The sequence below is a fragment of the Thalassobacter stenotrophicus genome (assembly GCF_001458315.1).
Classification (GTDB): Bacteria; Pseudomonadota; Alphaproteobacteria; order Rhodobacterales; family Rhodobacteraceae; genus Thalassobacter; species Thalassobacter stenotrophicus.
In genome coordinates this window covers 135,762-148,989 of record NZ_CYRX01000011.1, presented here as the reverse complement: position 1 = coordinate 148,989, position 13,228 = coordinate 135,762, and the positions used below count along the sequence as shown (strand labels likewise).

11 protein-coding genes and 1 tRNA gene are annotated in these 13,228 nt (G+C 59.0%); 6 read left to right on the top strand and 6 right to left on the bottom strand.

What is annotated here, in order from left to right:
- Nucleotides 1–5: 5 nt before the first annotated feature.
- The 4 genes from THS5294_RS05260 to THS5294_RS05245 form a co-directional block, all read right to left on the bottom strand.
- Entirely contained in the window at nucleotides 6–1,148 is a 1,143-nt protein-coding gene (locus tag THS5294_RS05260; RefSeq protein ID WP_058122906.1) for an ABC transporter substrate-binding protein, read from the bottom strand.
- 33 nt (nucleotides 1,149–1,181) lie between these two features.
- Nucleotides 1,182–1,418 carry an Lrp/AsnC ligand binding domain-containing protein gene (locus THS5294_RS05255; protein ID WP_038005653.1) on the bottom strand — a complete coding sequence of 79 codons (237 nt, stop codon included), beginning with the start codon at nucleotides 1,416–1,418 and terminating at the stop codon, nucleotides 1,182–1,184.
- A 72-nt stretch (nucleotides 1,419–1,490) separates the two neighbouring features.
- The gene (locus THS5294_RS05250) at nucleotides 1,491–3,470 is read right to left on the bottom strand and encodes a CocE/NonD family hydrolase (protein ID WP_058122905.1); all 1,980 of its coding nucleotides are present in this window, start codon (nucleotides 3,468–3,470) and stop codon (nucleotides 1,491–1,493) included.
- Nucleotides 3,471–3,554: 84 nt separating this feature from the next.
- Complete coding sequence (locus THS5294_RS05245) at nucleotides 3,555–5,159, bottom strand: ABC transporter substrate-binding protein (RefSeq protein WP_233486407.1); 1,605 nt, start codon at nucleotides 5,157–5,159, stop codon at nucleotides 3,555–3,557.
- Nucleotides 5,160–5,401: 242 nt separating this feature from the next.
- Here THS5294_RS05245 and THS5294_RS05240 point away from each other — a divergent pair, with 242 nt between their 5' ends.
- From THS5294_RS05240 to THS5294_RS05230, 3 genes are read left to right on the top strand one after another with little or no spacing between them, the layout of a single operon-like run.
- Complete coding sequence (locus tag THS5294_RS05240; RefSeq protein ID WP_038005656.1) at nucleotides 5,402–6,382, top strand: ABC transporter permease; 981 nt, start codon at nucleotides 5,402–5,404, stop codon at nucleotides 6,380–6,382.
- On the top strand, nucleotides 6,379–7,299 hold the full coding sequence (locus THS5294_RS05235; protein WP_058122904.1) for an ABC transporter permease: 921 nt from the start codon (nucleotides 6,379–6,381) through the stop codon (nucleotides 7,297–7,299). The genes THS5294_RS05240 and THS5294_RS05235 overlap by 4 nt, the downstream gene beginning before the upstream one ends.
- Nucleotides 7,289–8,890 carry an ABC transporter ATP-binding protein gene (locus THS5294_RS05230; protein ID WP_058122903.1) on the top strand — a complete coding sequence of 534 codons (1,602 nt, stop codon included), beginning with the start codon at nucleotides 7,289–7,291 and terminating at the stop codon, nucleotides 8,888–8,890. Before THS5294_RS05235 ends, THS5294_RS05230 begins: the two co-directional genes overlap by 11 nt.
- A 79-nt stretch (nucleotides 8,891–8,969) precedes the next feature.
- Here the strand turns inward: THS5294_RS05230 and THS5294_RS05225 are convergent.
- Nucleotides 8,970–9,046, bottom strand: a tRNA-Met gene (locus tag THS5294_RS05225).
- A 74-nt stretch (nucleotides 9,047–9,120) separates the two neighbouring features.
- Between THS5294_RS05225 and THS5294_RS05220 the strand changes: the two genes are divergently transcribed.
- A complete protein-coding gene (locus THS5294_RS05220) occupies nucleotides 9,121–10,479 on the top strand; it encodes an FAD-binding oxidoreductase (RefSeq protein WP_058122902.1) in 1,359 nt (452 codons plus the stop codon).
- 38 nt (nucleotides 10,480–10,517) lie between these two features.
- Here THS5294_RS05220 and hemC read toward each other — a convergent pair whose 3' ends face one another.
- Nucleotides 10,518–11,471, bottom strand: coding sequence for a hydroxymethylbilane synthase (gene hemC / locus THS5294_RS05215; RefSeq protein ID WP_058122901.1), 954 nt, complete (start codon nucleotides 11,469–11,471; stop codon nucleotides 10,518–10,520).
- A 101-nt stretch (nucleotides 11,472–11,572) separates the two neighbouring features.
- Between hemC and hemE the strand changes: the two genes are divergently transcribed.
- Nucleotides 11,573–12,616 carry a uroporphyrinogen decarboxylase gene (gene hemE / locus THS5294_RS05210; RefSeq protein ID WP_058122900.1) on the top strand — a complete coding sequence of 348 codons (1,044 nt, stop codon included), beginning with the start codon at nucleotides 11,573–11,575 and terminating at the stop codon, nucleotides 12,614–12,616.
- Nucleotides 12,617–12,914: 298 nt separating this feature from the next.
- Nucleotides 12,915–13,223 carry a hypothetical protein gene (locus THS5294_RS05205; protein WP_058122899.1) on the top strand — a complete coding sequence of 103 codons (309 nt, stop codon included), beginning with the start codon at nucleotides 12,915–12,917 and terminating at the stop codon, nucleotides 13,221–13,223.
- Nucleotides 13,224–13,228 lie beyond the last annotated feature (5 nt).

Genomic DNA, 13,228 nt, shown 5'->3' with positions numbered 1-13,228 from the left:
TTAAATTACATCTTACAGTCTGCGCCGTAGACATCACTGTGGTCCGTCAGAGCGGTGCCGATGATGCGGTTGGTGAAAACGTCGCCTTCTTGGATCACCTCACGGACATAGATGTCCTGAATCGGGTGGTGGTTGTCGGCAAAGGCGAAATCCCCCCGGGTCGAGGCGAAATCTGCCGCCTTGAGGGCTGCGCGGAACGCATCGGTGTCATTCACGTCGGCGGAGGCCATCGCGCTGAGCAACAGGTTGGCTGTGTCAAACCCCTGGGACGCATAGAGCGACGGCAGGCGGCCGTATTCCGCTTGGAAGCTTTCGACAAAGGCCGCGTTGGTCGCGTTGTCGATGTCTTTGTTCCACTGCGACGTGTTCACAACGCCCAATGCAGCTGCACCCACCGCTTGCAGGATGCCTTGGTCAAAGCTGAATGCAGGGCCCACAACGGGCAGATCTACGCCGCTATCGGCGTACTGCTTGAGGAACGAAATCCCCATGCCGCCGGGCAGGAAGAAGAACACGCTGTCCGCACCCGATGCCCGAATTTGGGCGATCTCAGCGGCGTAATCGGTCTGGCCCAGCTTGGTAAAGACTTCACCGGCCAGCTCACCGCCGTATTGGCGTTTGTAGCCTGTCAGAGCGTCTTGGCCTGCGGGGTAGTTGGGCGCGAGGATAAAGCTGTTGGTGTAGCCAGCGGAGTTCGCATAGGCGCCAGCGGCTTCGTGCAGGTTGTCGTTCTGCCACGCGACGTTGAAATAGTTGGGGTGACAGCCACGACCCGCCAAGGCCGACGGGCCTGCATTTGGCGACAGGTAGAATTTGCCTTGCGCGGTTGCCGCAGGCACCACAGCCATCGCGAGGTTGGACCAGATGATCCCTGTCATCACGTCCACTTTTTCGGACTGGATCATCTTGTCAGCCAACTGCACAGCGATCTCAGGCTTGCGCTGGTCATCCTCGATGATGACTTCGATGTTGGTGTTGCCGGATTGGTTGATCGCCAGCATGAAACCATCGCGCACGTCGATGCCAAGGCCTGCGCCGCCGCCCGAAAGCGTTGTGATCATCCCGACTTTGACCGCGCCGTGGCCATCAGCCACCGCAGCCGTGCCAAAAGCAGCCACAGTGGCCGCGAGTGCAAGGTGTTTGAACATAGTAATCCCCCTATTTGTCCCTTGGACGCCTGATCAAAAGGCTTTGAACGTAAGCGTCGTGAGCGTCCGCTCGATTCCATCGATGTCGAGCAGGTTATCGTTGATATATTTGCCCACATCCTCGCCTTCGGGGATGTAGAGCTTGAGCAGCAAATCATATTCACCGGAGGTGGAATACAGCTCCGAGTGAATTTCGCGCAGCGCGATGGCATCGGCCACGGTGTAGCCTGTGCCGGGGCGGCAGCGAATTTGGACAAATACGCAGTTCATTTGTGTCTCCCGTCGGCACATGTTCTCGTGCGCGCAGAAAAGCATGGCCGCGCGCGGAAGGGTAGAGGCATTTTACCCCCGTGGCACACGCGTGTCCCACGTGCGTTCAAAAACGAGGGTGTCGCCCTCCCAAGCTTTGATCCACGAAGTAATGGCGAAATCGGGTCCATCGCCGCGTTGATAGACCTCGCATTCGGTTCGCACCTGCCACGCTCCGCGCCCCTTGCTGCGGGTCCAATGGAACCGCGCGCTTGCGGCGCCGGGGTTATCCATAGGGATAGTAAAAGTTTCGTGGACGCAGAGCCCGGTTTCCAGGCCATGGGTTGTGTCGCGATAAACACCGTCGTCGCCAGTGATTTCGGTGGTGATGGTTCGGGCACCGTGGTCGGTGATGATCCGCTTGGATTCGGCGCGCGGAGCGAGGGTTTCGGTCACAAGCGGTGGGGCCGAGCGTGGCGGGCCAAAGCCCGACCATTCCGCGCCTGTGCGCCGCGGCACCTCGAGCGCGCCGCCGGTCACATGCAGGGTCACAGGCTTGGGGCTGGGAAAGGCAAAGGGGAAGTAGCTTGGCGCAATTGCGATCCGTAGACGGTGTCCTTTGGGCAGGCGATAGGCGATCTGATCAAGCGGAACGTCGATCTCCATCGTCGCGCCGGGGGCCACATCCACCGGGACATCATGGCCACTGCGGTGGCGCAGGTTTAGCATCCCCATCGTAATGAGCGCGGATGTCCCGTCGGGTCGCAGGTCACACAGCCGCACGACCACCTGTGCATGGGTTTGATCCGCGCTTAGTGTCAGGCGCACGTTCGGCGCGCCGAGGATTTGCACCTCGTCCTCCAAGGGTGCGCTGTCGAAACACAGAGCGAGCGCGTCATCAGGGCGTTGATCCGCGGGCAGTTCACCGGGACCAAAGCCAAAGGGAAAAAACTCACCCGCAGACAGGCCATGGGCGGCCTCGGTCCGGGCCAGTGCATCAACGGTGCCTGCGGTGTCGGCCAGCACATCGCCGTTCAGGTGGAGTGCAAGCGTGGGTGCGTCCGCCACGCCCTCTTGGCCCACCCAAACGCCGGGGCGTGTCGTGGGGCTGACCTCGGGTTTGATCGATTCCATCATCCACGCGCGGTAGGGCGGGTCGTCCATTACACCGGTCTCAGCGCCTTTTAACCAATGGTCGTACCAGCGCAGCATTTCATCCAGAAAACCGATTTGCGGACCGGGCACGCCGATGTGCGGGTATTTGTGGTTCCATGGGCCTACGATGGCGCGGCACGGGGCGGACAGATTTTCCAACAGTGCCGCCGGTGTGTTGCGGTAACCGTCGTGCCAGCCACCCACGGCCAAAACGGCGGCTTCGATCGCGTCCCAATCTTCACACACCGAGCCATGCTTCCAATAGTCATCGCGGTGGCTGTGCTGCGCCCAACGGGTCGCGAGGTCGGGGGTGGCTTCAAGCCGCTGTTGCCACATCTCGCGCCAAGCATCACCCACAAGGGCCGGGTCCGGCGGGACCGAAAACCACGACAGCGCCGTTGCCGCCCAGCCGGGGTTTTCGCCCAGCATAACGCCGCCCTTGTAGTGGATGTCATCGGCGTAGCGGTCGGTGGTTGAGCAGAGCGTGATGACCGCTTTTAGCGCCGGGGGGCGGCGCATCGCGACTTGCAGGCTGTTGAATCCGCCCCACGAAATACCCTGCATCCCGACCGTACCACTGCACCAATCCTGCGCAGCCAGCCATGCGATCACATCGCACGCATCCGACAGCTCGGTTTCGGTGTATTCGTCATGCATCACCCCTTCGCTTTCGCCGTTGCCACGGGTGTCCACGCGGACGCAGGCATATCCGTGACCGGCCAGATAGGGGTGACCAAGCGCGTCACGCACAGCCGTGCCATCGCGTTTTCTGTAGGGGATGTATTCTAGAATAACTGGCACTGGCCCCGCCCCCTCAGCCCGCCAAATACGCGCCGAAAGGCGGGTCCCATCGGTCAGAGGGATCAGAATATGAGGGTCTTCTGAGACCGGAAAGGGAAACTCTGTCACCGTGTCCATGGATGCTTCGCTTTGCTGGGGTACGTCACAAAAATGGCGGCGAAGTTGCCCTCGCCGCCATGTGGTCTGGATATGGGCGCGTGGTTACGCGAACCACCAACGCTCGGCGACTTTGTTGCCGTCGTTTTCCCAGTTGGCGGCGATGTTGCCATCATTCGCCAAGGATTTGGAGTGTGCGGCGATGAAGTTCGCCCACATGGCCACGATTGCGCCGCCATCGTCCTGCAACAGGCGCTGTGCCTCCCAGTAGAGGTCCTTGCGCTTGGTCTGGTCGGTCTCAGAGCGGGCCGAGACGACCACATCGTTGAAGCGATCTGCGCTTTCGGTGTCCTTCCACGCGGTATCGTTCCACTCTGTGTCAGAGGTGTAGGCCGCCGAGTACATCCAGTCTTGGGTCGGACGACCGCCCCAGTAACAGGCGCACCAGCCTTTTTTGTTCCACACGTTCGACCAGTAGCCATCCGATGGCTCACGGATCAGTTCGATCTCAATCCCGGCTTCCGCGGCGGAGGCTGCGATCAACTGGCCCGCATCAACGGCACCTGCAAAGGCAGCATCGGCAACGGACAGTTGGATCGGGCCGGAGTGGCCCGACTTTTCGTAATGGAAGCGCGCGCGATCGGCATCGAACTCATGCACCGGCAGTTCGGTGTTGAGGAAGGGCATCGCCGAGGACACAGGCACGTCGTTACCGGCCGCACCGTGACCCAGCAGAACCTTGTCCACCAGTTCCTGACGCTTGATCGCTAGCTTCAGCGCCATGCGCAGGTCGTAGTTGTCAAACGGGCCCACATCGAGGCGCATTGGGAACGTGTAGTGCTGTGTCCCGGTGACTTCCATCAGGTTCAGCGTGGGCACACGAGCCATTAGGGCGACCGTTTTGGGGTCCATGCTATCGGCGAAATCTACATCGCCGGACATGATCGCACTTTGACGCGCGGTCGTGTCGAGAACCGACAGGAATTCAACCTCATCAAAGTTGGCGCGGCCTTCTTTGAAGTAGTTGGGGTTGCGCTTGAATGCGGCTCGCACACCGGGCTCAAAGCTTTCGATCATGTAGCCGCCAGTGCCCTCAAGGCCCTGATTGTCGCCACCCTCGGGTTGGATCATCAGGTGATAGTCCGACACGATAAAGGGGAAGTCGGCGTTGCCGCTTTCAAGTTCAAACACGACCTGATTGTCGCCGTCCTTGCGGATTTCTTTAACGGCAGTGATCAGACCCTTCGCGGCAGAGGTGCTGTCCTCGGCGCGGTGACGGTTGAACGTGGCGATTACGTCCTCTGGGGTCATGGTCTTGCCGTTGTGGAACTCAACGCCGCGGCGCAGGTTGAATACCCAAGTGGACGCGTTGTTCGAGGGCTCAAAGCTCTCAGCCAGTTCGCCGACCAGCTCACCGGTGTTCGAGACTTCGGTCAGGTAGTTGCCGCGTGCAAATTGCACGGCCTGCATGAACCCGTTTTCTGAGTTGGCGGGGTCCATCACATCGGTGGTGGAGCCGTAGCCAAACGCTTGGCGTAGCTTGCCGCCGGTTTTAGGAGTAGCGGCTTCGGCTTGGCCAGCCAGCGACAGCGCCGCGGGCAATGCCACACCGGCGGCCAGCGCCGACATCACAAAGGAACGGCGGTCAATCTGCTTTTCCGTGAGCAGCTTTGCGCGGTTCTTGAGGTAGATATCCTTTTGTTTCGTCACAGTTTTTTCTCCCTGCTGTCTGACGACGCGTCTCATGCGTTTTGCCGTGTGCCGGTCGCACACCGCCCGGAGACGTCTGCGCGCAATGGTACCAGAGGATTTCCAACTGTGAAGGGGCTTTCCCGGAAAATGTCGTAAATGTTAAGATGGTAGTCGCAGATAGGCTGTTTACAATTTCTCGTTGTACACCAATGATGTGACCTAAAGCTGCCACAGAGCGGCGTAAAAGGGGGACGCACCTAGTGCATCCAGTATTCAAAACGGTTCTCAAGCGGCTCGGCTTGGGCGTTGCGACGTTGTTTGTGGTCTCTGCGATCATCTTTTCCAGCATTTCCATGTTGCCGGGGGATTTTGGCGAGGCTGTTCTAGGGCAGGCCGCGACCGAAGAAACTGTGGCCGCCTTCCGCGATGAACTGGGGCTCGATGAGCCGGCCGTGGTGCGGTACTTCCAATGGGTTGGTGCGGTTGCGACAGGCGACTTGGGCACCAGCTTTTCGGGGCGGTCGTCCTCTGGCGTGGATCGGTCCCGGCCGGTTGTGGATCTGGTGGGGCCACGGTTGTGGAACACGTTGTTCCTAGCTGGCGTGACAGCGATGATTGCTGTGCCGCTTGCGTTGCTGCTGGGTTTGACAGCTGCGCTGTATCGCGGATCAGTGTATGATCGGGCGGTGAACGTCACGACGCTTACGACGATTGCGACACCGGAATTCTTTGTGGCCTACATCCTGATCTTAGTGTTCGCGGCCATCAACCCATGGTTCCCGAGCCTTGCGAATGTGCAGGCCGACACGCCGCTGGCGGAGCGTTTGTACCGCGTGGCCCTGCCCGCGATGACCCTAACGCTGGTGATTGTGGCGCACATGATGCGGATGACACGGGCGGCCATCATCAACCTGCTCGCCTCACCCTACATCGAGATGGCGCGTCTTAAGGGGGCCACTCCGCGTGAGATCATTTTGCGCCACGCGCTGCCAAATGCATGGGCGCCGATTGCAACAGTGATCGCGTTCAACCTTGCCTATCTGGTGGTGGGCGTCGTCGTGGTTGAGGTCGTGTTCGTGTACCCGGGCATCGGTCAGTTGATGGTCGACGCTGTGACCACGCGCGACATTCCCGTCGTTCAAGCCTGCGCGCTGATCTTTGCGGGCACGTACATCCTGCTCAACTTGATTGCTGATATCATCGGCATCATCACCAACCCGAGGCTTTTGCACCCCCGATGAGCGACGCCCCCGAAACATATTCCGCCAGTGCAGAAGTTGGTGCCGTACGGGTCCGGCGGACGCGCACGCAGCGGGCTTGGATTGTGCTGCGCAAAGCGCCGATTTCTGCGTGGTTTGGCCTGTTGGTCGTCACATTCTATCTGTGTGTGGCCATCTTTGCGCCGTTCATCGCCCCCTATGGTGAGGCCGATAGTTCATTCGCGGCCTATGCCCCGTGGTCAGATGAACATTGGTTTGGCACCGATCAGATTGGGCGCGATATTCTGACCCGCTTGATCTATGGCGCGCGCAACACCATCGGAATTGCGCTTGCAACGACGCTGCTGGCCTTTGTAATCGGTGGCTCGCTCGGCTTGATTGCGGCGATTAATCGGTCGTGGCTGGATCAATTGATTTCTCGCGCAGTGGATGTGTTGATGGCGATCCCGTCGCTGATCTTTGCGCTGATGCTGCTGTCGATCTTTGGATCAACTGTGTGGTCCCTGATCGTGATCATCGCGGTGTTGGATAGCACCCGTGTGTTCCGCCTAACTCGCGCGGTGGCGGTAAACGTTGTGGTGATGGATTATGTTGAGGCCGCGCGCCTGCGCGGTGAAGGCCTCGCATGGGTCATGCGCCGTGAAATCTTGCCCAACATCCTGCCCCCCATGGTCGCCGAATTCGGGCTGCGGTTTTCCTTTGTGTTCCTGACCATTGCGGCCCTGTCATTCCTTGGTGTTGGCATCCAGCCCCCGACAGCAGATTGGGGTTCGATGGTGCGCGAAAACGCCTCGCTCATCCAGTTTGCACAGTTCGATTTGCGCGCCGCGTTCACCCCGCTTTTGCCCGCTGCGGCGATTGCTCTTTTGACGGTTGCGGTGAACTTCATCGTGGACTGGTTCCTGCAACAAACCTCCGGGCTGCGCGATGACCTCTGATCTTCTTCTTGATATGCGCGACATCCGGATCGACGGGTTTTCGGACGAACGTTGGCACCCGATCATCAAGGGCGTGAACCTGCAACTCCGCCGGGGTGAGGTCATGGGCCTGATCGGTGAAAGTGGTGCGGGTAAATCCACGCTGGGCAAGGCCGCGATGGGGTACACCCAGCCGGGCTGCAAGCTGACAGGTGGCTCAATCCTGTTTGACGGCATGGACCTTGCTGCGATGTCCGAGGCGCAAAAGCGTCCCCTGTGGGGCACGCGTATCGCCTATGTCGCGCAATCCGCAGCGGCCAGTTTCAACCCTGCGCACCGCTTGATTGAGCAAACGGTTGAGGCCACCAATCGCGCGGGCCTATCGCCTAACGGTAACCCCCGCGAAGACGCGGTTGAGTTGTATGATGCGCTGCAACTGCCCAACCCGAGCAGTATTGGCGCACGCTATCCGCACCAAGTGTCGGGCGGGCAATTACAGCGTGTGATGACCGCGATGGCGATGTCCCCCCGCCCCGACCTGATCATCTTTGATGAGCCGACAACAGCGCTGGATGTGACCACACAGGTTGAGGTCCTCGCCTCGATGCGCAAGATTGTCGAAGAGTTTAACACCGCCGCGATCTACATCACCCACGACCTCGCGGTTGTGGCCCAAATGGCCGACGTGATCAAAGTCCTGCGCTATGGCGAAGAGGTCGAAGAGGCCGAAACGCGCAAAATGCTCACTGCACCCGAGATGCCATATACCAAGTCTTTGTGGTCCGTGCGTGGCTTGGAAAAGCCCGAGGAGACGAGCGACGATTTGATCCTAGAGGTCAAAGGCGTTGATGCTGCATACGGCGTGGTGAAAGTCTTGCACGATGTGTCGATCACGATGCCCCGCGGCAAGACCGTCGCCGTCGTGGGTGAAAGCGGATCGGGCAAATCCACGACCGCCCGCGTTATTACCGGCCTGTTGCCCCAAAGCGGGGGCGAGGTGCTGTTCAACGGTGAGCCACTGCCTCCGCAATTGAAAAACCGCAGCCGCGCGCAGCTGCAAAAAATCCAGATGATCTATCAAATGGCTGACACCGCCATGAACCCCAAACAAACCGTGGGTGAGATCATCGGCCGACCGCTTGAGTTTTATCTGGGCTTTAAGGGTCGTGCCCGTGATGCGCGCGTGTCTGAATTGCTTCAGATGATTGAACTGGACGATAGCTTTTTCGACCGGCTGCCATCGGAGCTGTCGGGTGGGCAAAAACAGCGGATTTGTATCGCCCGCGCATTGGCCGCGGAACCTGAGTTGATCATCTGCGATGAGGTCACCTCGGCGCTCGATCAGATTGTGCAGGAGGGTATCCTCAAACTGCTGCTCCGCCTGCAAAAAGAGTTCAACTACAGCTACTTGTTCATCACCCACGATATCGCCACCGTAAAAGCGATTAGCGATGAGATCGTCGTGATGCTTGAAGGTAAAGTGGTCGAGCAGGGCCTAAAGAGCGATGTGTTAGAGCCGCCCTATCCGGATTACACGCAACTTTTGCTGTCGTCCGTGCCTGAGATGGACCCTGATTGGCTGACCAACCTATTGGATGCACGCGCGGGTTAACGCGCGTCGCAGGGCAATGTATCAACAACGTGCATTGCGCGCGGTGCTTTGCGCGTGAAAGTATCAAAAAGAGGGAGTGTGGTGGCGGTACAGGGACTTGAACCCCGGACACGCGGATTATGATTCCGCTGCTCTAACCAACTGAGCTATACCGCCGTGACGCGCCAATTACGGGGCGGGCGCGGGGACGTCAAGACCCATTTGCGACCCAAACCACATAGGGGGCCAAAATGATCGACGCGATACGGGCCATCGTGGGGCCAAGCCACGTTCTGGAGGGGGCGGATTGTGCGGGTTACAGCCGGGATTGGACGGGGGTTTACCCATCTGAACCGCTGTGCGTTGTACGCCCCGCCAATACCGCAGAGGTGGCCGCCGTGGTGCGTGTCGTGGCCGATGCAGGCGGCGCGATTGTGCCCGTCGGGGGCAACACGGGACTTGTGGGCGGCACCCAAGCCCGGGGTGAGGTCATGCTGTCGCTGGAACGGATGTCGCGCATTCGCACGATCAAGCCAGACGCCCGCATCGCCGTGGTGGAGGCGGGTGTGGTTCTGCAATCCTTGCATGACGCGGCCGACGCCCATGACCTGATTTTCCCGCTGACCTTTGGGGCCAAGGGCTCTGCGCGGATCGGGGGGTGCCTTTCGACGAACGCAGGTGGATCGAATGTGGTGCGCTATGGCTCGACCCGTGGGCTGTGCTTGGGGCTAGAGGTCGTTTTGGCCAGCGGTGAGGTATTGGATATGATGACGGAGCTGCACAAGGATAACTCTGGCTACGATCTGCGCGACCTGTTCATCGGGGCCGAGGGTACGCTGGGCATCATTACGGCGGCGGTCCTCAAGCTGTTCCCCAAGCCCGTCGGCTACGCTACCGCGCTTTTGTCCGCGCCTGATCTGGGGGCCGCGCTGAAAATTCTGCGCGCTTTGCAGGCGGCTAGTGGCGGCGCGGTCGAGGCGTTTGAATACATGCCCCGTAATTTCATGCAGCGCTTGGCGCAGCATCGGCCCGACCTGACGGTCCCGTTGAAGACGGGTGACTGCACGATAATGGTGGAATTGGGTGGCCTCGATATGGACGCACCACTGGCCGAAACGTTGGCCAGTCTGATGGAGGAAGGCCTCGTTCTAGACGCGACGCTCGCGGCATCTGAGGCGCAGCGCAGCACGATCTGGGCGATCCGCGAAGCATCCGCCGAGATCAAGTTCACGCAGCTGCCGATCGTAGACACCGACGTTTGTGTGCCGCTCGAAAAGGTAGCCCTGTTTGAGGCTGAGGTTCAGGCCCGTTTGGCTGAGCTAGACGCGGAAGCAACCGATATCACCGTGGCGCATTTAGGTGATGGTAACTTTCACTACGCAGTTTATCCGACGCACGATGATCCTGCGCATCTGGAGGCGGTGCGGGCGGTGATCGATGGGGTGACCGTATCGTTGGGGGGCTCAATCTCGGCCGAGCACGGTGTGGGGCGGTCGCAACTGGCGACACTGGCGCGGCATAAATCACCCATCGCGTTGGCTGTGATGCGGCAGATCAAGGGCGCGCTGGACCCGGGGAACGTGATGAACCCGGGCAAGGTGGTGCCGTAGGCTCGCCCTAGGGCAGGCCTACGGGGTTAACGTCGTGTTTAGGTCGTCAACCAGCTAAAGAAGTCATCAGGGGCGCTGGCGCGCATCCGGGCCGCGACAGCGCGGCCAATCTCGGCCCCGTCCTCAATCGCGCCGCTTTCAGCGTCTACGATAATCTCAGATCCATCTGGCCGCAGGATCTCTCCTCGGAAATCGACGGTTCCACCATTTAGGACGGCAAGCCCTGCGATAGGGGTCTCACAGGATCCGTCGAGCGCGGCAAGATAGCTGCGTTCCACCGCAAGGCGCTGGCCTGTGGGGATGTCATGGATGGCCTCTAGCATGGCGGCCGCGCGGCTGTCGTTTGCGCGACGTTCAATGCCGATGGCACCCTGCGCTACGGCGGGCAACATGTCGTCCTCAGAGATGGCAGTTTTCGGAACTTCATCCATGCCCAGACGATTAAGCCCGGCCATCGCAAGGAAGGTCGCAACCGCGACGCCATCATTAAGTTTTTTCATGCGTGTCTGTACGTTACCGCGAAACTCAACTAGTTGAACGTCCGGGCGACGGTTGGCCAATTGCGCCCGGCGACGTAGGCTGGAGCAGCCGACAACAGCACCCTCTGGCAGGTCCGCAAGGCCTGAGTGGTGTGGCGACACAAACGCGTCCCGCACGTCTTCACGTGGCAGGTAGGTATCAAGCAACAAACCCTCGGGCTGAAGCACAGGCATGTCCTTCATCGAATGCACCGCGATGTCAATTTTACCTGACAGCATGTCCTCTTCGATTTCTCGGGTGAATAATCCCTTGCCACCAATCTCCTTGAGCGGGCGGTCGAGCACACGGTCGCCCGTCGTTTGTATCACAACGATCTCAAAAGCCTCTTCCGGAAGGTCGAAAGCCTTGGATAGTCGGGCCCGTGTTTCATACGCCTGCGCCAAAGCGAGGGGTGAGCCACGTGTGCCAATTTTCAGGGGTGAATTCGGGGTCGGGAGTGTGATATTCGACATAGGCGTTCTCTTACATGTGTCAACTTAGATTGACAATCGGTCTGCTTCTGCCAGTTTGACATGAGAAAGGGACGCTTTGTCCAGTGCATAGGAACGACCAAATGACTCAGACTAAGAAACTCCTTCGCAGCCTCAATGGCGAAACCCAGTCGGTTCCGCCGATTTGGATGATGCGCCAAGCGGGTCGCTATTTGCCAGAGTACCGCGCGACGCGGGCTGAGGCTGGGGATTTTCTGTCGCTTTGCTACAACTCTGAGTTGGCTGCTGAGGTGACGCTTCAGCCGATCCGGCGTTATGGTTTTGATGCTGCGATCTTGTTTGCGGACATCCTTTTGGTGCCCGAAGCGCTGGGCGCGGATCTTTGGTTTGTTACCGGTGAGGGACCCCGTTTGTCGACGATCCAAGCGGATGCAGACTTTGATCGGATTAAGCCCGCGGATGCCATCCATGACCATCTTTCGCCGATCTATGAGACGGTGAAAATTCTGCGACGTGAGTTGCCGGAGGAGACCACTTTGATTGGTTTCGCTGGCGCGCCATGGACCGTTGCGACCTACATGATTGCGGGTCAGGGCACGCCAGATCAGGCGCCTGCGCACAAGCTAATGATTGAAAACGTAGCACTTTTTGACAAGATCATGGATCGCCTGACGGAAGCAACGATCACCTATTTGGATATGCAAATTCAAGCGGGTGCTGAGGTCGTTAAGATATTTGACAGCTGGGCCGGGAGCCTGAAGGGCGAAGCGTTTGAGAAATATGCCGTGGCGCCCACGAAGCGTATTATTGACGCGCTTAAGGCCAAGCATCCCAACACGCCGATCATTGCCTTTCCGCGTGAAGCGGGCGACGGCTATATCGGCTTTGCTGGAAAGACCGGCGCGGACTGTGTGGCGTTGGATAACTCGGTCACGCCAGAGTGGGGCGCGGCACACGTTCAGGTTGATGGCTGCGTGCAGGGTAACTTGGCGTCCCGTCACATGGTGACGGGTGGTCAGGACCTGATTGATGAGGTGCGTCACATTCGTGAGGCGTTCTCTAAGGGGCCGCATATCTTTAACCTTGGTCATGGGATTACGCCTGATGCGGACCCTGAAAATGTGACGCTTATGATCGAAACATTGCGCGAGTCTGTGCCCGCATAAATTAACGTTTCAGAAATTGGTTTGCGCAAAGTGTGCGTATACCAATGTTAATTTAGAGTTAAAAACGCCCCGCCCGGTTGCCGGTGTGGGGCGTTTTTGTGTGATCTGGCGTTGGGTTCTGACAATTGCGGCTGAGTTTTGTACAAAACGTCGGCGGGCGTGGGCGGCTTCGGTTGCTGTAAAATGGGTGATCTGAATTTTTTGGCCGACTTTTGTACAGATGGGAACCAGTCTTAACGTTGGCTTAACTGCTCTGACAGAGATCGGGGGTGTGACCGTGTTTTTGAAAGGATCGCTCATGCGCCCTGGTTTTGAAAATCTGCCCCCGTATTTGGCTTTGTCTGATGCGCGCGCGAAGTTGGGGTTTTGGTTGGAGCGTGCGCGTCAGGAGGATGCGTGGCTGCCGATTATGAAGCATCGCCGGATCGTGGGGGCGTTGATTGGTCCGCGTGATTTAGAGGTTTTGGATTTGGCCAGTAACAGTTCCGCAACCTATTCCGAGTATATGAGGTGGGAGCGGCGCGCGCGGATTGAGCAAGTGAACGAGGCATTGGAATTGAAGGCTCGGGCAAAGGTCCGGGAGGCTGCGGCTTTGCGCGGTGAATAGGACGG